Annotated in this window: 22 protein-coding genes and 3 pseudogenes; 12 read left to right on the top strand and 13 right to left on the bottom strand. The window is 67.4% G+C overall.

Annotated features, from left to right (window positions below; genetic code table 11):
* Positions 1-116 precede the first annotated feature (116 nt).
* From ACFVXE_RS11890 to ACFVXE_RS11875, 4 genes are all read right to left on the bottom strand, one after another.
* Positions 117-368, bottom strand: coding sequence for a hypothetical protein (locus tag ACFVXE_RS11890; RefSeq protein WP_389670907.1), 252 nt, complete (start codon positions 366-368; stop codon positions 117-119).
* 277 nt (positions 369-645) lie between these two features.
* Positions 646-1197, bottom strand: a complete 552-nt coding sequence (locus ACFVXE_RS11885) for an aldehyde dehydrogenase family protein (RefSeq protein ID WP_389670905.1) — start codon at positions 1195-1197, stop codon at positions 646-648.
* A 50-nt stretch (positions 1198-1247) separates the two neighbouring features.
* On the bottom strand, positions 1248-1613 hold the full coding sequence (locus ACFVXE_RS11880; RefSeq protein ID WP_389670904.1) for a hypothetical protein: 366 nt from the start codon (positions 1611-1613) through the stop codon (positions 1248-1250).
* 359 nt (positions 1614-1972) lie between these two features.
* A complete protein-coding gene (locus ACFVXE_RS11875; protein WP_389670935.1) occupies positions 1973-2611 on the bottom strand; it encodes an NAD(P)/FAD-dependent oxidoreductase in 639 nt (212 codons plus the stop codon).
* A 917-nt stretch (positions 2612-3528) separates the two neighbouring features.
* On the opposite strand from ACFVXE_RS11875, the gene ACFVXE_RS11870 reads away from it, so the two are divergent.
* The 3 genes and pseudogenes from ACFVXE_RS11870 to ACFVXE_RS11860 all read left to right on the top strand — a co-directional run bounded on the left by ACFVXE_RS11870 (position 3529) and on the right by ACFVXE_RS11860 (position 4487).
* On the top strand, positions 3529-3687 hold the full coding sequence (locus tag ACFVXE_RS11870; RefSeq protein ID WP_389670902.1) for a hypothetical protein: 159 nt from the start codon (positions 3529-3531) through the stop codon (positions 3685-3687).
* Positions 3688-3970: 283 nt separating this feature from the next.
* On the top strand, positions 3971-4249 hold the full coding sequence (locus ACFVXE_RS11865; protein ID WP_389670901.1) for a DUF6233 domain-containing protein: 279 nt from the start codon (positions 3971-3973) through the stop codon (positions 4247-4249).
* Positions 4250-4275: 26 nt separating this feature from the next.
* Positions 4276-4487, top strand: a pseudogene (locus ACFVXE_RS11860) (hypothetical protein).
* A 63-nt stretch (positions 4488-4550) separates the two neighbouring features.
* Here the strand turns inward: ACFVXE_RS11860 and ACFVXE_RS11855 are convergent.
* Entirely contained in the window at positions 4551-5033 is a 483-nt protein-coding gene (locus ACFVXE_RS11855; RefSeq protein WP_389670899.1) for a hypothetical protein, read from the bottom strand.
* 120 nt (positions 5034-5153) lie between these two features.
* On the opposite strand from ACFVXE_RS11855, the gene ACFVXE_RS11850 reads away from it, so the two are divergent.
* Together ACFVXE_RS11850 and ACFVXE_RS11845 are read left to right on the top strand one after the other, a co-directional pair.
* The gene (locus ACFVXE_RS11850; RefSeq protein ID WP_389670897.1) at positions 5154-5723 is read left to right on the top strand and encodes a hypothetical protein; all 570 of its coding nucleotides are present in this window, start codon (positions 5154-5156) and stop codon (positions 5721-5723) included.
* Positions 5724-5808: 85 nt separating this feature from the next.
* Entirely contained in the window at positions 5809-6984 is a 1176-nt protein-coding gene (locus tag ACFVXE_RS11845; RefSeq protein ID WP_389670895.1) for a glycosyltransferase, read from the top strand.
* Here ACFVXE_RS11845 and ACFVXE_RS11840 read toward each other — a convergent pair.
* From ACFVXE_RS11840 to ACFVXE_RS11825, 4 genes and pseudogenes are all read right to left on the bottom strand, one after another.
* The gene (locus tag ACFVXE_RS11840) at positions 6875-7225 is read right to left on the bottom strand and encodes a DegT/DnrJ/EryC1/StrS family aminotransferase (protein ID WP_389670934.1); all 351 of its coding nucleotides are present in this window, start codon (positions 7223-7225) and stop codon (positions 6875-6877) included. The genes ACFVXE_RS11845 and ACFVXE_RS11840 overlap by 110 nt on opposite strands.
* Before the next feature lie 85 nt (positions 7226-7310).
* A pseudogene (locus ACFVXE_RS11835) lies at positions 7311-7894 on the bottom strand (DegT/DnrJ/EryC1/StrS family aminotransferase).
* Entirely contained in the window at positions 7891-8073 is a 183-nt protein-coding gene (locus ACFVXE_RS11830) for an aminotransferase class I/II-fold pyridoxal phosphate-dependent enzyme (RefSeq protein WP_389670933.1), read from the bottom strand. The pseudogene ACFVXE_RS11835 and the gene ACFVXE_RS11830 overlap by 4 nt, the downstream one beginning before the upstream one ends.
* An 86-nt stretch (positions 8074-8159) precedes the next feature.
* A complete protein-coding gene (locus ACFVXE_RS11825) occupies positions 8160-9197 on the bottom strand; it encodes a hypothetical protein (RefSeq protein ID WP_389670893.1) in 1038 nt (345 codons plus the stop codon).
* A gap of 165 nt (positions 9198-9362) precedes the next feature.
* On the opposite strand from ACFVXE_RS11825, the gene ACFVXE_RS11820 reads away from it, so the two are divergent.
* The gene (locus tag ACFVXE_RS11820) at positions 9363-9764 is read left to right on the top strand and encodes a hypothetical protein (RefSeq protein ID WP_389670892.1); all 402 of its coding nucleotides are present in this window, start codon (positions 9363-9365) and stop codon (positions 9762-9764) included.
* Between the two features lie 437 nt (positions 9765-10201).
* Here the strand turns inward: ACFVXE_RS11820 and ACFVXE_RS11815 are convergent, their stop codons facing one another.
* Positions 10202-10627, bottom strand: a complete 426-nt coding sequence (locus ACFVXE_RS11815; RefSeq protein WP_389670891.1) for a hypothetical protein — start codon at positions 10625-10627, stop codon at positions 10202-10204.
* A gap of 11 nt (positions 10628-10638) precedes the next feature.
* Positions 10639-11040: a hypothetical protein gene (locus ACFVXE_RS11810; protein WP_389670890.1), complete on the bottom strand. Its 402-nt coding sequence runs from the start codon at positions 11038-11040 to the stop codon at positions 10639-10641.
* Here ACFVXE_RS11810 and ACFVXE_RS11805 point away from each other — a divergent pair.
* Positions 11033-11251: a hypothetical protein gene (locus tag ACFVXE_RS11805; RefSeq protein WP_389670889.1), complete on the top strand. Its 219-nt coding sequence runs from the start codon at positions 11033-11035 to the stop codon at positions 11249-11251. The two genes, ACFVXE_RS11810 and ACFVXE_RS11805, sit on opposite strands and share 8 nt — an antisense overlap.
* A gap of 143 nt (positions 11252-11394) precedes the next feature.
* The gene (locus tag ACFVXE_RS11800) at positions 11395-12591 is read left to right on the top strand and encodes a winged helix-turn-helix domain-containing protein (RefSeq protein ID WP_389670887.1); all 1197 of its coding nucleotides are present in this window, start codon (positions 11395-11397) and stop codon (positions 12589-12591) included.
* On the opposite strand, the pseudogene ACFVXE_RS11795 reads toward ACFVXE_RS11800, so the two are convergent.
* Positions 12570-12791: pseudogene (locus tag ACFVXE_RS11795) on the bottom strand (transposase); the annotation flags it as partial. The gene ACFVXE_RS11800 and the pseudogene ACFVXE_RS11795 overlap by 22 nt on opposite strands.
* A gap of 439 nt (positions 12792-13230) precedes the next feature.
* A complete protein-coding gene (gene map, locus ACFVXE_RS11790) occupies positions 13231-14001 on the bottom strand; it encodes a type I methionyl aminopeptidase (protein ID WP_389670886.1) in 771 nt (256 codons plus the stop codon).
* A gap of 164 nt (positions 14002-14165) precedes the next feature.
* Here map and ACFVXE_RS11785 point away from each other — a divergent pair, with 164 nt between their 5' ends.
* The 4 genes from ACFVXE_RS11785 (at position 14166) to pntB (ending at position 18460) form a co-directional block, all read left to right on the top strand.
* The gene (locus tag ACFVXE_RS11785) at positions 14166-14321 is read left to right on the top strand and encodes a hypothetical protein (protein ID WP_389670885.1); all 156 of its coding nucleotides are present in this window, start codon (positions 14166-14168) and stop codon (positions 14319-14321) included.
* A complete protein-coding gene (locus ACFVXE_RS11780) occupies positions 14318-14464 on the top strand; it encodes a hypothetical protein (protein ID WP_389670884.1) in 147 nt (48 codons plus the stop codon). Before ACFVXE_RS11785 ends, ACFVXE_RS11780 begins: the two co-directional genes overlap by 4 nt.
* 998 nt (positions 14465-15462) lie before the next feature.
* A complete protein-coding gene (locus ACFVXE_RS11775) occupies positions 15463-17019 on the top strand; it encodes a Re/Si-specific NAD(P)(+) transhydrogenase subunit alpha (RefSeq protein ID WP_389670883.1) in 1557 nt (518 codons plus the stop codon).
* 1 nt (position 17020) lies between these two features.
* Positions 17021-18460 (top strand): Re/Si-specific NAD(P)(+) transhydrogenase subunit beta, encoded by a 1440-nt coding sequence (gene pntB, locus ACFVXE_RS11770; RefSeq protein ID WP_389670882.1) that lies wholly within the window; start codon positions 17021-17023, stop codon positions 18458-18460.
* Positions 18461-18531 lie beyond the last annotated feature (71 nt).

Raw genomic sequence — 18531 nt, 5'->3', positions numbered from 1 at the left:
CCCTGGCATGCCCGCGAGATCGCCCGCCTGATCGGCATCACGAACCTCAACAGCTTCCGAGTCCAGATGTCCCAGTGGTCGCACCTCGGACTGATCAAGAAGATCGGCCCGGCGATCTACACCCTCGCCAGCTGATCCTTAACTTCGCGGCCTTGGGCCAACAAGCGCAGGGTGGTGCGGGTGGCCTGCAGCACCGTCTCCTCCTCGCCCTCGTCGTTCTTGCTGTCGTCAGCGAACCGTGCACAGGTACGGAGGAGGTCCGGGTTGTTCAGCCCGGCAAGTACCTCGTCGGGGATCCATCTCGCCCGGCCTCGGCGGATCTCGTCGATACCGAGCACCTGCACCGGCTCGGGCTGGGCCGGCAGCACCGCCTGAGCGTGACTGGTGAACGGCGCCGCGACGACCGGCCAGGACAGCGCATGGTCCCGAGCCGGCCTGGACGACCGTGCGGCCCTGATCGGCCACCGCCGCCCCGGCCGCAGCCCGTAACCGTGTGGTTAGCCGCTTGCGCGGCGGTACTGCCGGAACCGACTCGGTGAACGAGCGACGCCGGCACACCGGCTCGTCGCAGCGCCAGCGGCGCTTGGCCCACACCAGCCGCGGTGGGCAGCCACCGACCGGCAGGTCACGCGGCCGGGTCACCCGCTAGCCCTTCGACCGCCGCGCCTGAGTGCCACAGTCTGGGCAGTGGCGTGCCCACTCGTCAGCGGTGGCCCGATAGAAGGCGCCGTTGGCCAGCGGGCCCTGCCGAATCGGCCCGCCGCGCACCAGCGGCGTAGCGCCGGCGGCGATGGCCGCTTCCACGATTGCGTCGATTCGCTCGACACTGCGTCGGTCGATGACCGGTCCCAGTTCACTGGCGGGATCTGCGGCCGGCCCGACCCGCAGGTGTTCGAGCCGGTCGGTAAGCCGGCGTCGCAGTTCGTCGGCGATCCCGCGCTGGACCAGAACGCGGCTGCCGGTCATACAGAACTGGCCGTTGAATACGACCAGCGCCGTCACCAGGGCGGGTACTGCGGTGTCCAAGTCCGCGTAGTCGAACACGATCATTGGGGTCTTGCCGCCCCGTTCGAGGCCTCGCGAAGTATCAGGCGGACGGTGATCAGGTGGCTCCCCCTGTATTTTCGGCTCCGACTGCTGTGTGGCGCCGGGCGACCACCCAGCCCGAGGGACCGCATCGGTCAAGATCCGGGCCATTCCCGGGCCAGCGATCCTGCCAAAGCCGCGACGGGCGCTGTTTGCGCTGGTCAGCGATGCGCTGCCTCTGTACCACCAGCAGACGAAGAATCTTCTCGTGTCGTACACCCGAAAAAGGCGTACAGGTGCGGGCCTCGACCGGGCAGCGCCCTGACCGCAGCAAGCAGGCGGCCCACCCGCGCCGGATTGGGCACGCAGTCGGGATCGACTTCGTCGGCAACTTCCGGCGCAGACCACCGCAAGCCGCTCAGCGGGTTCTCGGTGAAGTACCCACGTTCCACTGCGACCCCGAACACCTCGTTGACAGCAGCTTTCTTGTGCTTCACGGTCTTCGCTGCAGCGGCTGCCCCATCGACCTTGCGGCACAGAGCGTCGAGTCCCAGGCGCAGCACATCGGGCTCCGCCAACTCGCTCACGGGCAATGAATGGCGCTGCGGCCAATCCAGTGCTGCTTGCCACTCCTCGGACGGATCCTCCCTCCAGGCTCTTTTTGTTGAAAGCCCATGAATACAGTGCCCTCCGCAGTTCACGAGGTGCCCGGGACATGTGCTCTGGCTCAACGAAGGCTGGAGCGGCTGGTGCCGTTTGCAACACGTCTCTTGGTGTGGTGCTCACCGAGACGCGGGTAACTCGTGCGCGAGGTGGAGTGTCAGAGGTGGAGGACCGTCCGGTCTTTCTGGCTCGCGTGACGCAGCAGCGCGGCTTTACGGGCCTGTTTCGGACGCACGGATACGCACCCGCCTGGTCGCGGTGCTGGTGGCACTTGCCCGGGCTGTCACGGGGAGAACCGCTCCGGGCGGAAGTCCGCGAGCACCTCGTCTTTCTTCCCGGTGTCTCCGTCAGGACGGGTCTCGATGTGAGGCGCGTGCATGGCCCTGTGAACCGGGACCTGAGCACAGCCGATCCGGGTGACGACGCCGGGTTCCCGGCGCATCGGCAGGTGCCGTGCGATGAGCTTGGCGACGCGGGAGGCGCTGGGGCCTGCTGCGTTCACGACGGTGTTGACGTCGAGACTGCTCCCATCGGATAGAGCAACTGTCCGGATGCTCCCGTCGGCACGGGTGCCGATGTCACAGACCGTGGTGCCGGACCGGTGCTCGGCGCCGGATGTAACGGCCTGGCTGACCAAGCGGCCGACGAGATGACGTCCGTGCACCCACGCTTCGTCGGGGTAGAACACGACTGGAACGTCGCCGGGCATGGTGAGAGCAGGTTCGAGGCGGCGGCGCACCTCGGCTCCCGTGCGTACCTCGACTTGGTAGTCCCAGCTAGCCAGCAGTGCGGCTGTTTTCAGGAGCTTCGCCTGGGCTGCTGGATCATCCGCCCAGCGCAGGTGGCCGCTGGGATACCACCATGAGTCTGGCCCGATGGTCCTGGCAAGATCACGGTGCGCTGCCATGCCCGCGACGTTCAGATCGAAGTGTGGGAGTGGCCGGTCAGCGGCGGTGGGTTGCGACCTGAACCGTGGCTGGCGTGTCGGCCACGGGCTCGGGCCGCTTGGGGAGCGGGGGCAAGACCTGGGCCGAGATCGCGGTCACTCTCGGGGGTGTTCACCCGACCCGTGCTCAGCAGATCGCGAAGGGGCTGCGGGGGTCAAAGAGGCCGGCGAAGAAGACGGATGCGGACACCGAGTAGCGTCGGCTCGCCGAGCCCCCGTTCTGCTGTCAGTGGCGGGGGCTTTGCGCTGCGTGTCCGGTTGCCGTGCGGCAGCGGTGGCGGGACTGTTGGGCGTATGGCGAGTCGGTATCAAGGCGATGCGTTGCTGGTCGCTGGGCATCTGCAGATCCCCGTTCAGGCCGAGCTGGTGGCTGGATCTGACGCTTGGCGCGGCAGTCTGCGCGGTGTCCCGACGAGCCGGATTTTTGACCTGCTAGACAGCGGCGAACTCCGGCTGTGTATGCCGGACGGCCAAGAGCGTGGAGTCCGCTTGGAGCCAGCCAGTCATGCTCACGAGAGTGAGTTCACGGTCGTGCCGATCTCTGGAGAGGGCTTCCCGCCGTTCTAGGCGTCTCTGGTCCCGTTCACGGTCGGTGGGTGAGGGCTTCGCGCAACGCTGATAGGCGAGCGATACGGGCGGGCCCCGAATTGCTCCTGTCGTCAGATACGCCGCGTATCGGGGGTGCCCCTCCGCCTTGCGATGCACCGCATCCGACGCCGCGCGCAGATACGCCAGGAGATGCGGACGGCCGTTAGGGTCGGGTTATGGCGCTACGCATGCAGTGGTCGGTTGACGCCCCCATTTTTGCGTCGGCAGGGCAGTCCGTGCGCGACGCACAAGAAGCTGTGCTGTGGCTGGACAGGTCAGTGACGCGGATCCAGGAGCGACGGCCCATGGCCGCATATCAGTGCGAGCAGCTCAACGAGAGCGCGCGGCTCATGCGCGCCCGGATGCTCGACGAAGCAGACAGTGCGACGTCGCGCGGTGAGAGGTGGTCGGCCACCATCGGCCCCATCAGTGTGACGCTCACCCCGACCGGCTGGTGCGCCTAAAGGTTGTCCCGGATCCTGCCTGGTCGCCGCTTGACGGGCGACGGTCACGCCACGCCATGAGAGGCATCGTCCGGCTGCACAACCTTGTCCCCGCCGAGTAGACGGACGAACGGACATCCGGGTCGACGGTGCTCGGGCCCCAGACGATCGTTGTGGGGGCAGGCCTTAGCTGTCATGGGGTTGGCCACATGTTGAGGTCTCCCCACGGGGTCTACACTCGAACACATGTCCGACGATTCGTCGGTGTCGAGGCTTGAGCAGCTCCGCTTTCTCGAGCGCGTCCGTGAGCAGGATCTGGCCCGCGCCCGCAGCTGGCGCCAGGCCGAAGAGCGGCGCCTGGTCGAGATTGCCGCACGCCAGCCTCCCCCCGCCCCCGGACTGGGTGGTCGAGCAGGGCATCGGTGTCGGGCGTCGCCCTGTCGCCGTGCATCAGGGCTTCTGCCGGCCGACCGGCTCGCGGGTCAAGACCATCTCGCGCGAGCAGGCGCTGACCCTGCTCGCCGAGGACGGCCGCCTCGCATGCCAGAACTGCCGGCCCGACACCGAGCTCGGCGTGCTGTGACCGCCGAACCGTTGCAGGCTGAACCCGTGGCGGGGGCGCCGATTGTCGTGCACCGGCTGTCCCAGACCGGCGGACGGCGGGTGACCGCACGTGGCCAGATCCTCGGCCTTGCCCACTCCGACCTCGACCTGGTGGTCTTCCTCGAGCGGCCGGGCTTCAAGATCCGGACCTGCTGATCGATGACCCGTCGCGGGTGGAGTGGCGAGGAGGCCGCGCCCATCAGTGGGACGCGGCCTGACCTTCCCCGCCGCCCCCAGGGGCGACGGAGTGCACGGACTCCCGCGGGTGCGTGTCGGCCCTACTACTGCCCAGCCTCCCTCGCCAGCTGAGCCGCCAGTGCGTTGAAGGCGTTCACGTACTGGTTGGCCATGCGGAGCGTGGTGGACTCCGGGGTGACGCTGTACGTCTGAGCTGCCCCATTCCCGAACGTCACGTTGATGACCGACGCGCCCTTGTTCTTCCGGCCGGCCAGGAGTGACGCTCCGCCGGTCGCGACACCGCCCACGAGACGAGTGGCCGTCCATGCCTTGTGCGCCCCCGCGTCAACGAACTCGGCATGCCCGCCAAGGATCGGGCCCGCGGAGGTCTCTCCGAACTTGGACGAGGGCCAGATGCGGAGCATGGCGGCCGAATTGAGCGTGGGTTCCGCGGGGTGGGAACTGCGCCAGTCCTTGAGGGCTTGCTTTTCTTCCTGGCGGCGCACGTTCGCTGCGTCGCGCTCCTGACGCCTCACCGCGCGCTGCGCTTCACGCTGTGCAGCCTCCTCCGGGTCACGCTTGAACATGTTGGTCCCCCTCGGCTCTGTGACGGATGGAGGGCAGCCTGCCATTTGTGGAGAATCCGTGAGGGCAGAGTGACGGATCTGCGACATCCGAACGTGCGGGCGCGGCGGCAGAATGCGCGCATGCAGATGAGCGAGTCATACGCGGCAACGATCGCGGCAGTGGTGCCAGTGATTTGGTTGGTGGGGGCGGTGAAAGTCCAGCAGTTCGTGAAGATAGCGGCGTCGAGCGCCCGCCAACTTGAGGATGCATCGAGGCTTGGTGAGCAACTCCTGGCGGAGGTTGGGGGCCACCCCTCCCTCGAAGTGCTGACCAGCGTAAGTATCCAGATGTCAGCTCAGACGGACAGGGGATACGAGGAGTTGCGAGCCTTTCCGCCTTTGCCGCTGGCGTACTTCTGGACGATCTGCGTCGGCACGCTGCTAGGCGCTGAGGCGTTGTCGTTGTGCTGGTTGGGCATCAATGGCGGCCCTAATCCTGGTATAGCGTGGTTCTGCCCAATATCTACTCTGATTGGTTTCGGAGCCATCACAGTGGTTCCTGCTCTATATGCGTACAGGCAGATGACGCAATCCATTCGGGCGGGCAAGCAGCGGCACACGGCGGTCCGCGCTGCCATCTCACAGCGACTGGATGAGATCCGCACCGAGCATGGAGGCATGAGTGAGGCCCCACCCGGGCGGGGACGTTAGCCGATGACCTCGGCAGGGTGGAATGGCGGGATGTCCGTGCACGTATCCGGGACGCGGCCTGATCCCTGGCGGTAGCGTGCGCCGGATGAACAGTGCTCCTGCTCTTCCTCGCACCTTCCGCCTGATCGTCACGGGAGGAGGCACCGGGGGCCACACGTATCCGGCCTTGACCGCGATTCGTGCGCTGCAGAGGCGCTTGACCGCCGAGGGCCGGATGCTCGATGTCCTGTGGATCGGGACGGCTGACGGCCTGGAAGCCCGCGTTGCGCCGGCTGAGGGCATCGCGTTCAAGACGGTCGCCACCGGGAAGATCCGCCGGTCCAGTAACCCGATCAAGATGGTGTCGCCTGCGAATGTGCGGGACATGGCGCGCGTGCCGCTCGGGGTGGCGCAGGCTCGAAAGATCGTGGCTGAGTTCCGGCCGGATGTCGTGCTGGCTACGGGTGGGTATGTGGCTGTCCCTGCCGGCCTGGCTGCCCGCATGTGTCGACGTCCGCTGGTCCTGCACGAGCAGACCGTGCGCCTGGGGCTGGCGAATCGGAAGCTGGCGGGCTCGGCGACGAGGATCGCGGTGTCTTCGGAGTCGTCGCTGCCGCTTCTGCCGGACGCGGTACGTGGTGCTGCGGTCGTCACGGGCAATCCGATCCGGCCGGAGGTGCTGAGCGGCCACGCGGACAAGGCCCTTGAGGCGCTGGGGTTGCACGGTTTCGACCGGCGTCTCCCGACCGTGTACGTCACGGGTGGGGCGCAGGGTGCCCAGCAGATCAACGACATCGTACGGGACGCGCTGCCCTGGCTGCTGAACCACGCGAACGTGATCCACCAGTGTGGACCGGCGAACACCGAGGCTCTGCAGCAGCACGCTGCGCACCTGGCCCCGGAGTTGGCCGGCCGGTACTACCTCACGGGGTTCGTCGGCCCGGAGCTCCCCGACGTCCTGGCCCTGGCCGATGTCGTGATCTCTCGCAGTGGCGCGGGCACGCTCGCCGAGCTCACTGCCCTTGGCAAGCCCGCGGTGTTCATTCCGCTCGCCTCCTCGGCCGGGAACGAGCAGGTGCACAACGCCCGCCACTTGGAGAGTGCCGGTGCCGCGGTGGCTCTGATCGGCGAGGTCACCAGGGCCGGCCTGCGCGACGCGGTGGGCCCGCTCCTCAAAGACCCCCATCGGCGGGTTGCGATGGCGGAGAGGGCCCGGGCGCACGGGCGGCCGGACGCGGCGGACAGGCTCGTGGACGTGATCCTGTCCGCCGCCTCCGGCTGACCGGGGCGGGGCGATACGCGAGGCGGCCGATGTGAAGCGCCCTCGCGGTCTCGACGGCCTGGCCGAGGACATCCACCACGTAGGCGATGTCGTCTTCGGTCAGGTGCTGGTGGAAGGGCAGGCTCAGGATTTCCTGCCCGGCCTGCTCAGTGACGGGCAGTGCCCGCCGCCAGGGCACGAACGCGCGCTGCAGGTGGTTGAGCAGGTAGTGGACGCCGACGCCGACCTCCCGGGATCGCATCTCCTGGAACACCTGGTCACGTTGAGGAACGCGGGGACCTGGCACAGGTGCGGTACGGCCGTCTGTGGGCCGACGTCGACGAGCGTCACGCCCTCCAGGGGGCCCAGGGCGTCCCGGTAGGTGCACCACAGGCGTCGCCGGGTCTCCACGGTCTTGTCGAAGTGGTGAGCTGGGCCAGGCCGATGGCTGCGTTGATCCCGGAGAGCTGGTAGCGCAGCCCGAAGCCCTCGACCTGGTAGTTGGTGGCGTTCGCGCGTTCGGTCTGGGACTGGGTGACGCCGAGGAGCCGGAGCCGGCGGGCCGTGTCGGCTTTCTCCGGGGTACGCGGGATGATCATGCCGCCCTGGCCGCAGGTGAGGTTTTTGATCGGCCCGAACGAGAAGCAGGTCAGGGCTCCGGTGGTGCCGACATGGCGGGTGCCGTTGTAGGACCCGAAGCGTGGGCTGCGTCTTCGATGACGGCGATCCCGCGTTCGTCCAGTTCGCAGTGGATGGGGCCGAGGTCTACGGCGCGGCCGCCGAACAGGACCGGGATGACGGCGGCTGTGGCTGCGGTGACCGCCTCCATGACGAGCTGGTGGTCCACGCACAGGGTGACGGGGTTGATCTCGATAAACCGCGGGGAGGCGCCGACGGCGAGGATCGCCTGGACCGTCGCGCAGAACGTCATCGAGGGGACGAAAGGACGATCACCTCGTCTCCGGGACCGACCTTGGCGGCGAGCAGCGCGGTGTGCAGAGCCGCGGTGCCGGAGGTGACCGCCACGGCGTCGTCGACGCCGAGGAACGCGGCGATCCCGCGCTCGAACTCCTCGGTGACGCCGGTGTGCCCGTACTGGCCAGACTCCAGGACCTGGGCGACTGCCGCAGCCTCCTGGCCGTACAGGTAGGGGCTGGCGTTGCGTCGGTCACGGGAGAGGCGATGTTCTTCGTTCGCTATTCGGTGATCTTGGGGTTGCTGGTCAGGATGTCCTCGGTGGTCTGCCAGAGCCGGGGCAGGAACCGGGTGACTTCTTCGGCGCGGTGGAGGAGGTCGCTGCTGGAGCTGATGCCGAGGTCGGCGACCGCTGCCTGGAACGCCGGAGCGTGGGAGTTGTGCAGTTGGGGAGCGTCGGTGGCCAGGATGGTGTGGCAGCGGGCGAAGGTCGCGATGATCCAGAAGACCGCCTCGCGGTAGTCGCCGGCATCGATGAGGGTCTGGCTTCCGTCGATGGCGATCGGCCGTGCGGTGGGGGTGATGTCGCTGCTGAAGAAGAACGGGGTCTTCGCCACCTGGGTGGTGGCGTCGAACGTCGCGGCGAGTTCGCGCAGATGGTGCTGGACGCGTTGTGCGGTCAGGTGTGAACAGCCGAGGAGACGGAGGAGTTCGGGGTAGAGGCTGAGGTGTCCGTAGTCGGTGAGGACCTTGCGTGCGGCCGGGTAGCGCAAGCGGATGGCGGGGTTGCGCAGGGCGGCGGCGAGAAGCACGTGGCAGGTCACGCCGGTAGGGAACAGCCAAGCGGTCACCTGCTCGTGGAACGGTGCCGAGGTGTCGATCGCCGCGAGGCGGGCTTCGACTCGGTGGCGGGCATCCTGGCATCGGCGGCGAACCCAGGGCAGGCCAGCGAACCGGGGCGAGATGTCTGCGTGCAGCTTGTGCAGATGGCCGGTGGGGTCATCGATGATCGTGTCGGTGCGGAAGCTGCCGGCCAGGTGGTAGGACGCGAGGACCTCGTCGGCGGAGGCGAGCTCGGCCCAGGGCAGGTAGCTGACTTCCAACAGGGCGCCCTGGTAGCGGAGTTTCCCTGGCTTGGCCTGCGGGCTGTCGGCGGCGGTGACGACGAAGATGTCGACGTCGGAGGATGGTGGCAGTTCGGCATCGTCCGGCAGGCCGACGGTCGAGCCGCTGAAGTACGCGCCCCGATACCCTGCATCAGATTGGGCATGCTGGGCGACCCAACGGGCTGCGGCGGAACGTGCCAGTCCGACCTTCACAGACAAATTCCCCCTGTTGGCGAGTGCAAGACCTTCATTGTTCCAGGGTGCTGTGGCTGGTGCGATGCGATGCCGAGTCGCCGTGCCGCTTCGGTGGGCAGTTGGGGGTGGTCTCGCCAGTGCGGCGAGGCGAACGGGCCGGTGAGAACGACAGCTTCGAGATAGGTGGCCAGTCTCGATCCGCGCGTGGGACGGACGGTGGGGATCGCCGAAGAGGTCTTCGCCCAGTATGTCGAGCCGATGGCTCCACCTCCGCCGAAGCGGCGGGTCGCTGGCCTCGGTGGTGAAGTACTTGCGCAGGCGGTCTCGCGCATCGGCGTAGGCCGGCGCGGTGGAGGGATGGATGCCGCGGCGGACGATCCGCTGGTGCTGGCGGTTGGCGCGGAGCACCTCGGGCAGCTGCGTGAGGGCATGCTGTTCGTCCCCGAGGAGCAAGCGGTGGCGCCAAGGGCAGACGCCTTCATGGTGTGGGTGCTGCGGATGACGAGCCCGCGGATGTGGCGGCGGGCCATGCAGAGACGGGCAGGCTGGGCGGCGCCGCGGCTCGATGACGTCCTCGGTGGCTGACAGCGGCAGCCACCGGACGGGATCGCCGATCGTGCCTGGCGGGGGCATTGCGTGGATCAGGAAGGACGGGCTCCGGCTGGTCAGGGCGGCAAGCCGCCGCAGTCCCGCAGGGGTCCAGTAGCCGACTCGGTTGTCGTCACGGCGGTGCTGTCGCGTGGGGCTGATCAGGGTCGAGAGCTGCCCGATGGTGACGTGGTTGGCGTCGGCGAGCCGGTTCAGGTAGGAGCCAATCGTCTCGCCGTGCACGGGCGGCTCCTCACCGGCTGGTCCGGCAAGGCTCCGAGATGTCAGCGCCCCGTGGCACGCTGGACGTGCCCGGTGGTGGTCTCACCTCGAAGCCGATGCCACCACCGGGCACCAGCGTCCGGTGGCAGGCCGACATCCTTGCCCACAGATGTTGGCCTGGACTGCCGAGAAGGCCCAATTCCCCTACCCGTTCAGATCAACAGGCTGCAATGGCGCGCTGCTCCACTGACATTGAAGTGAAAACAGACCCGAGCCACGTAGGCCGAACTGTCCAGGACGCTTCCGGTTGAGTAGACGTTGTGAGAGCTAACGGAGTGAGAGTAGTAAACGCTGGGCCATGTGTAACCGCCGTCGGCGGAGCGCTCAATCCAGAAAGTGCAGCCGACGGCGACACCGGCATTAGTATACAAACCATACGCGTAACTATTCGCGTACTCGATTACTCCCTCGCAGCGACCACCCGCGCTCGCGTAATACGTGATTTCTTCCCAGCCGTCGCCCGATTGTGTTCCGTTCGCCGCAGCCTGCGCGGTGCCGGTGGCGGCGACGACGCCACCGAGGGCAAGGATCAGGCCTGTTGCTCCCGTTACGAGTCGACGGGCGCGGAGTGCTGACATGGTTCCTCCTGTTACTCCAGTGTCCGGTCCTGACGACCCGACATTCCGACCATGGCAGCGCAGCACAGGACGGGCTTTGACGCTGGGAGACCAACTGTTTGACAATCCGTGGCATGGTCAGCTCCAGGCGTCACCGCGCTGGCCTTATTCACGGTTCTCGTGTAAAGAGCCAGGCTGCTGCTCGGTCCGGGGCGGCAGGTCGGGACGGCCAGCAGGTCCGTGACGGCGAACCGCTCGGCGGCCTGCGGGTCGTTCACCTCGTCGAGCAGGCCCCAGCGGCGTAGTACTTGCCCGTACTGCTCGCGGAGCTTTGCCCGGTCCTCGGGTGCAGGCTGCTGTGGCTGGTCAAGGGCGGCGAGGGTGCGGTCGACGTAGCGGCCGAGCTGGCTGTGGGGAAGAACCCAGGTGCGCATCTCGGCAACGCAGCTCTCCGAGACCGGCCGCATGGACACCCTGAACACCGCCCCGCAGCTGTCGGAGCTGCGGCAGCGCGTCGACCACCTGCTCGACCGCATCGCGGGCAACACCCGCCTGACCACCGCCGGACTCAGCACCCTCGACCCGTCCGCCGTCCCGTCCGGGTACCGCGTCATCTGCTTGAGACGACTCCGAACCTCATTCTGAAACCATCAGTTAGGACTTGCCTTATCTCTCTATACTCACCATCTCAATGGAGGAGACGGGCCAGCCGGCTTCTGGACCGCCGCTGGTTACATGCCCGCCTGGACTCACTTCGAACTCGCAGCAGTTCCACCACGGGAGAACCTATGACGCATCGGACGGGGCGGCCGCCGCAGCACCTTTCCCTGGCTGAGGCGCGGCAGATTGCTATCCACGGCGCTGGCATCTGCTGTGGCTATCGAGACGTCGTACAGACACTAGAGCGCCTCGCGGTCGTCCAGCTTGACGCGATCAACGTGGTCAGCCGGGCTCATCAGCTCACTCTGGGAGCGCGCATCTCGGTGGCGAACCGTAATGACATCGACAGTGAGCTTTGGGGGCAGGAAAACCCCATCGCATTCGAATACATGGCCCACGCCGCCTCACTCCTGCCGCTCACCGATTGGCCTCTTTGGTCCTTCCGTCGTCGCCACACCCGATCTGCCAACCTGGAATGGCGGCCTGAAAAGACACTGCAAGAGCGCCTGCTGAACACCATCGAGAAGCACGGCCCACTCAGCATGCGGGAGCTACGCGGCAATGAGCAAGCAGGCCAAGGTTGGGACTGGAGCCCTACCAAGACCGCCATCGAATACCTCCTATGGACCGGCGACCTCATCTGCGTGCGAAGGCAGGGCTGGCAGCGGCGCTTCGATCTTGCAGAGAGGGTAGTGCCAGCTCAGCACTTCACTGACGACATTGAAGACCAGGCCGGGGTTGCTCAGCTGCTGACGAAAGCGGGAGCGGTCTTGGGAGTCGCGACTGCAGATGACCTGGCCGACTACCTACGCATCAGCAAAGCCCGCGTCATGATGGCATTGCAGGATACCCCTTTGGAGGCCGTGGAGGTTGAGGAGTGGAGCGAGCCCGCGTGGGTCTACCCGGACGCGCCGAGCTCTCCTTGTGCTCCTACCGGTCCGCAATTCATCGGCCCATTCGACAATCTCATCTGGTATCGACCGCGTCTACGGCGCCTTTTTTCAATGGATCATTCACTGGAGGCGTACAAACCGGCAGCCAAGCGCAAGTACGGTTATTATGCCATGCCGCTGTTGATCGGGGAAAGATTCGTTGCGCGCGCGGACATGAAAATTGAGGGGGAATCTCTACAGCTCCTGTCACTACAGCAGGAGGATGGTCACGAACTAGCGCAGGACGATCTCGCCACGGCGCTTGCACGTCTGGCAATTCTAGCCGCGCTCCCAAGCGCCAGCGTCACTGATCTACGAGTTTCCCAACAATGCGACGTGGAATTGAGTAATCTCGCGCTTAAGAAGTCATCTCAATTGGTGAGCCTGCGGTAGCAAATGAGGGTGCAGGCGATGCTCGTGAAGGCGAGGAAGTGCTCGGCTTTGCGCTCGTAGCGTCGGTGGAGCCGACGGCAGTCGGCGAGCCAGGCCATGGTGCGTTCGACGGTCCAGCGGTGGCGGCCCAGTCGCTGTGAGGACTCGACTCCCTTCCTCGCGATGCGGTGCTGGATGCCGCGCTGACGTAACCATCGTCGCAGGTGAGAGTTCGCCGCGGTCGATCCCGCCCTGCAGCGTCACGCGGGCCGCCGCCCGCCGCGGTGCGGTCACTGCGGCGTGGAGCGCCTGCGCCAGAGGCGCGCTGCTCCTGTTCTCCCAGCGCACCTTCGACTGGCTCGACACTCTGCTCGCCAGCTGACCCCGCAGGTCGCATCGAGGCGAGGCGGTTCCACTCCGCTCTGCCCGGCCCGAGGAGCGGTGTCAACCTCAGCCCCGTCACCTGTGCGACCCGGAGCCATCCGAGGACACTCCAGCCCAGCGGAACGCTCCTGGTCATCTGCCGCAAGGGTGGCCAGGCCGCCGGCAAGAACGACGTGGCCGCCCTGAGCGAAGGACTCGTCCAGCTGCGCGGCGAGCTCTCCGGTTCTTCGCCGGGAGCTGGCCGAGCGTTCCTGGGCTTCGGCCCCACAGCAGCGCCTACTTGGTCAGTGTGAGGATTTCGGCGCCGTCGTCCGTGATCGCGATCGTGTGCTCGCTGTGTGCCGTGCGGCAGCCTGTGGCGCTGCGGAGTGTCCAGCCGTCGGCGTCGGTGACGAGTTCGGCGGTGTCCGCCATGACCCACGGCTCCAGTGCGAGCAGGAGTCCGGGTCGTAGTTTGTAGCCGCGGCCGGGCCGGCCGGTATTCGCTACGTGTGGGTCCTGGTGCATCGTCGTTCCGATGCCGTGACCGCCGAACTCGGTGTTGATCGGGTAGCCCGCCTTGCTGAGGACCGTGCCGATGGCGTGCGAGATATCGCCGATGCGGGCCCCGGGTCCGGCGGCGGCGATGCCCGCGGCCAGCGCGATTTCGGTCGTACGGATCAGGGCGACGCTCTCCGGGGGCTGTGTGTCACCCACGATGAAGCTGATGGCGGAGTCCGCGGCGACACCCTTCAGGGAGACGGCGAGGTCGAGCGTGAGTAGATCGCCGTCGGCAAGCGCGTAGTCGTGAGGGAGTCCGTGGAGTACGGCGTCGTTGACGGCGGTGCAGATGTAGTGGCCGAACGGGCCGCGTCCGAAGGAGGGTGCGTAGTTGACGTAGCAGGACTCCGCTCCGGCCTCGACGATCATGTCCTTCGCCCACCGGTCGATGTCCAGAAGGTTCGTGCCGGCCGCGGCACGGCCCTTCAGTGACTGCAGGATCTCGGCGACCAGGGCGCCTGAGTCCTTCGCTCGGGTCAGCAGGGTGGGGTTCAGGATCTCGATCATGCGACGACCTTCTCACGTAACCAATAACTATACCGTCATTACTATACCGGTACGGGACAGGCGCACAGGGCAGGTTGCCCTCACGCCCACACATGCGGCCAGCACCTATAGAGCGGTTCGGCGGCATGGCTGGTGGGGAAAAGTTGAAGGTGGCGTAGGCGCAGGTGAGAGCGTGGCCCCATGGCACGATCGATGACGACATCGCCCTGGCCGCCACCCACGGCTCGCACCTGTCCGCACAAGACGCCACCGCGAACGAGGCGGGCCTGGACTACCGCGTCGCCATGGCCTCTGACGCGACCGGCCGGACTTACACATGACACTCGAAGCGCAGTTCACGACCGTTTCCAGCCCACTCCGCGCCTTGCTCGCGGCGCTGTTCGCGACAGCGCCGGCGCATCCCGATCCGCAGGTCAGGGCGCGAGCGGAGCGGATCCTGGGGCTGATCTTCCGGGCCCGGTAGACCGGCGTAGATATCAGCCCAAGTCAGCTCCACTCAAACGGAGTTCGATCGACCGCATGGCGCCCCGCCTCCGCTCGCATCGGATGATGACGCTCCTTGAAAACGGCCACCTCCTGCTCGGGGGTGCCCCCAAACCTGCTCGATGGATCTCCCCACGTGGAAAGGCCATCGGACGGGCGCGAGGCGCACTTCTGAAGTGGGCGTATTTCTGCGGCCATGTGGCTGGTCGATGCACTGATGGTGCGCCCCAGTTCATCACCGTCGTCCTGCGTGCCGGCACGCTGCGCCGGCGGTTGCGTCGAGGACCTGCCGCGACGCCTCGTCGGTGACCGTCTCGCTCTGGGTGAAGTGGGGACCGACGCCGACGCAGTTGATCACAGCGTCGAGCCGGCCCGTCCACTCCGTGATCCGGTCGACCGCCGTCGTACGGCGTCCGAGTCGGCCGCCCCGGACGCGGGTGGAATCAGCAACCTGACTCTGTCGCCGGATAGTTCGGACGCGAGGCGCTCCAGGTCGTCGGCGGTGCGCGCGGTGCCAGGGTGCCCCCGGATCGGGACGGGGCGACGGCAAGCGCAGCCGAGCCCCTTGCCCGCACCCGTCACATGGCTGCACACTTCGAACTCGGCCACGCGGACGGCGCGAGGCGGATCGCCCCGAAGGACCCCGGCCTCGTTCCCTGGGACTTTCACGACGCGAAACACCCCGACCGGCTCGCTCGAGGTGCACAATCTCATCTACTCGATCGGGCTCTGCCTCGTCGATAACTGTCTCCTCGGTCCGGCGGTCGCCGAGCTGAAGGCGGCAGGTGCGTCGACGGGCCTGACAGTCGCCGAGCCGACGGCGATCCACCGCTCGACGGGCGTGATCATCAACCCGCTCCTGCTGTACTTGTCCGCGCCTGAACGAGGTCTGGTGCCGCCCCGGGAGACCGGTCGGCACCGGACCTCTGCCATGTCACCATCCGTGCACAGTGGTCCACGTTCTGAAGGAGACCTCCCATGCTCATCGGAGTGACCCGCGAGCCGGCCGGGGAGACCCGTGTGGCCGCGACACCCGCGACCGTCAGACAACTCATCGCCCTTGGCTACGAGTTGGTGATCGAGGCCGGGGCCGGCGAGCTCTCCGCCTTCACCGACGCCAAGTACACCGAGGCCGGGGCCACCGTCGGCACCGCCGAGGACGCGTGGGGCGCGGACATCGTCCTGCGCGTCAACGGACCCTCCCCCGGCGACGTCGACAGGCCGAAGGACGGCGCCTACCTGGTCTCGACGCTGGCCCCGTCACTCAACCCCGAGCTCGTGGACGCCCTGGTTGAACGGGACATCACCGTGCTGGCCATGGACGCCGTGCCGCGCATCAGCCGTGCCCAGTCCCTGGACGTCCTGTCGAGCATGGCCAACATCGCCGGCTACCGCGCGGTGGTCGAGGCAGCCCACGAGTTCGGCCGCTTCTTCACCGGCCAGGTGACCGCTGCGGGAAAGGTGCCACCGGCGAAGGTGCTGGTGGCCGGGGCCGGCGTCGCAGGCCTGGCGGCGATAGGCGCCGCTTCGAGCCTCGGCGCCGTCGTACGCGCCACCGACCCACGCCCCGAGGTGGCAGACCAGGTGAAGTCGCTGGGCGGCGAGTACCTCCCGGTCGTCGTCGAGGAGGAGGCCCAGCGGTCCGGCGACGGCTACGCCAAGGCCACCTCGGACCGCTACAACGAGGCCGCCGCCAAGCTCTACTCCGCTCAGGCCGCCGACGTCGACATCGTCATCACCACCGCGCTCATCCCCGGGCGCCCGGCGCCCAGGCTGATCACGGCCGCCGACGTCGCCTCGATGAAGGCCGGCACGGTGATCGTCGACATGGCCGCCGCCCAGGGCGGCAACGTCGAGAACAGCGTCGCGGGCCGGAAGATCGTCACCGACAACGGCGTGACCATCCTCGGCTACAGCGACCTGGCCGGCCGCCTGCCCACCCAGGCCAGCCAGCTGTACGGCACGAATCTGGTCAACCTGCTCAAGCTGCTCACGCCGCGGAAGGACGGCAATGTCGTCCTCGACCTCGACGACGCCGTTCAGCGCGGCATCACGGTCGTCCGCTCCACCGGGGCCGGGCGGGGCGAGAAGCTCTGGCCGCCGCCCCCGGTCCAGGTCAGTGCAGCCACCGCGGTCGTACCGGCGAAGGCGGCTGCGGCGGGGGCGGGGGCGGAGAAGAAGCCACTGCGGGCGGCCGCGAAGCTCGCGCTGGTCCTCACCGGGATCGCGCTGCTGTGGCTCGTGATCGCGTTCGCCCCCGCGCCGATCCCGCAGGACTTCACCGTCCTCACCCTGGCCGTCGTCATCGGCTACTACGTCATCGGCAAGGTCCACCATGCGCTGCACACGCCCTTGATGAGCGTCACCAACGCCATCTCCGGCGTCATCGTCGTCGGCGCGCTGGTTCAGGTCGGGCTCGGCGTACACCTGATCCAGGTGCTGGCCGGGATCGCGATCCTGCTCGCTTCCGTCAACATCTTCGGCGGCTTCGCGGTGACCCGCCGCATGCTCGCCATGTTCAGCAAGGGGAACTGACGTGACCGCAGCCTCGATCGCCACTGCGGCGTACCTCGTCGCCACACTGCTCTTCATTCTCTCCCTGGCGGGCCTGAGCAAGCACGAGACGGCCCGGCAGGGCTGGACGTACGGCGTGGTCGGCATGGCCGTCGCCCTCGCCGCCACCATCGGTCCGACCGTCCACGACAGCTCGGTGCGGGGTACGACCGTGCTCGTCCTCGCCACCTCGATCGTCGTCGGCGGCGCCATCGGCCTGTGGCGCGCCCGCATCGTGCGGATGACCGCCATGCCCGAACTGATCGCGATGTTGCATTCGTTCGTGGGCCTCGCCGCCGTCCTGGTCGGCTGGGCCTCCTACATCGAGGTCGAACACCAGGGCCTCGGCGGCTTCGCCGGCTCCCTTCTGCGCATCCACCACGCCGAAGTCTTCATCGGCATCTTCATCGGCGCCGTCACCTTCACCGGCTCGATCGTGGCCAACCTCAAGCTGAGCGCGAAGATCAAGTCCGCCCCGCTGGTGCTGCCCGGGAAGAACATCCTCAACCTGGTCTCGCTGTTCGCCTTCGTGATCCTCACCGTCCTCTTCGTGATCCACCCGGCCCTCTGGTCGATCATTGCGGTGACCGTGATCGCGCTCCTCTTCGGCTGGCACCTGGTCGCCTCGATCGGTGGCGGCGACATGCCCGTCGTGGTCTCGATGCTCAACAGCTACTCCGGCTGGGCAGCGGTGGCGAGCGGGTTCCTGCTCGACAACGACTTGCTCATCGTCACCGGCGCGCTGGTCGGCTCGTCGGGCGCCTACCTGTCCTACATCATGTGCAAGGCGATGAACCGCTCCTTCGTCTCCGTCATCGCCGGCGGCTTCGGAATCGAGGCACCCGGGGGTGGGAACGACGGCGAGCAGGGAGAGCACCGGGAGGTCTCCGTGGACGAGACCGCCGCGCTGCTGGCCGGCGCCTCCCGGGTGGTGATCACGCCAGGCTACGGCATGGCGGTGGCCCAGGCGCAGTACCCGGTCGCCGAGTTGACCCGGATCCTGCGGGACCGGGGCGTCGACGTGCGGTTCGGAATCCATCCCGTTGCCGGCCGTCTGCCGGGCCACATGAACGTGCTGCTCGCCGAGGCGAAGGTGCCCTACGACATCGTGCTGGAGATGGACGAGATCAACGACGACTTCGCCGACACCGACGTCGTCCTTGTCATCGGCGCCAACGACACCGTCAACCCGGCCGCCACCGAGGACCCGGACAGCCCGATCGCCGGCATGCCGGTGCTGCGGGTCTGGGAGGCCACGAACGTCGTCGTCTTCAAGCGCTCGATGGCGAGCGGGTACGCGGGGGTGCAGAACCCGCTCTTCTTCCGTGAGAACGCCGCCATGCTCTTCGGCGACGCGAAGACCAGGGGCGACGAGATAGTGGCCGTACTCGGTGCGGTGCGCGCCGTACCTGCTTTCGCCTAGGGATTCCACCCGCGCGGCCCGCCCGAGTCCTTCGTGGAAGACGGGCGGGTCGGCGGCAGAGGACCGGTTCC

It is taken from the genome of Streptomyces sp. NPDC058231, assembly GCF_042882275.1.
GTDB lineage: Bacteria > Actinomycetota > Actinomycetes > Streptomycetales > Streptomycetaceae > Streptomyces.
The sequence above is the reverse complement of the archived record's forward strand: the minus strand, read 5'-3'. Positions and strand labels throughout refer to the sequence as shown.

Bases quoted from the DNA above. Each gene is read 5' to 3' on its own strand.
- ACFVXE_RS11885 (WP_389670905.1), bottom strand. From the start codon at position 1,197: ATGGCCCGGATCTTGACCGATGCGGTCCCTCGGGCTGGGTGGTCGCCC.
- ACFVXE_RS11870 (WP_389670902.1), top strand. From the start codon at position 3,529: ATGGCCGCATATCAGTGCGAGCAGCTCAACGAGAGCGCGCGGCTCATG.
- ACFVXE_RS11855 (WP_389670899.1), bottom strand. From the start codon at position 5,033: ATGTTCAAGCGTGACCCGGAGGAGGCTGCACAGCGTGAAGCGCAGCGC.
- ACFVXE_RS11850 (WP_389670897.1), top strand. From the start codon at position 5,154: ATGCAGATGAGCGAGTCATACGCGGCAACGATCGCGGCAGTGGTGCCA.
- ACFVXE_RS11845 (WP_389670895.1), top strand. From the start codon at position 5,809: ATGAACAGTGCTCCTGCTCTTCCTCGCACCTTCCGCCTGATCGTCACG.
- ACFVXE_RS11840 (WP_389670934.1), bottom strand. From the start codon at position 7,225: ATGCGATCCCGGGAGGTCGGCGTCGGCGTCCACTACCTGCTCAACCAC.
- ACFVXE_RS11815 (WP_389670891.1), bottom strand. From the start codon at position 10,627: ATGTCAGCACTCCGCGCCCGTCGACTCGTAACGGGAGCAACAGGCCTG.
- ACFVXE_RS11810 (WP_389670890.1), bottom strand. From the start codon at position 11,040: ATGCGCACCTGGGTTCTTCCCCACAGCCAGCTCGGCCGCTACGTCGAC.
- ACFVXE_RS11800 (WP_389670887.1), top strand. From the start codon at position 11,395: ATGACGCATCGGACGGGGCGGCCGCCGCAGCACCTTTCCCTGGCTGAG.
- map (WP_389670886.1), bottom strand. From the start codon at position 14,001: ATGATCGAGATCCTGAACCCCACCCTGCTGACCCGAGCGAAGGACTCA.
- ACFVXE_RS11780 (WP_389670884.1), top strand. From the start codon at position 14,318: ATGACACTCGAAGCGCAGTTCACGACCGTTTCCAGCCCACTCCGCGCC.
- ACFVXE_RS11775 (WP_389670883.1), top strand. From the start codon at position 15,463: ATGCTCATCGGAGTGACCCGCGAGCCGGCCGGGGAGACCCGTGTGGCC.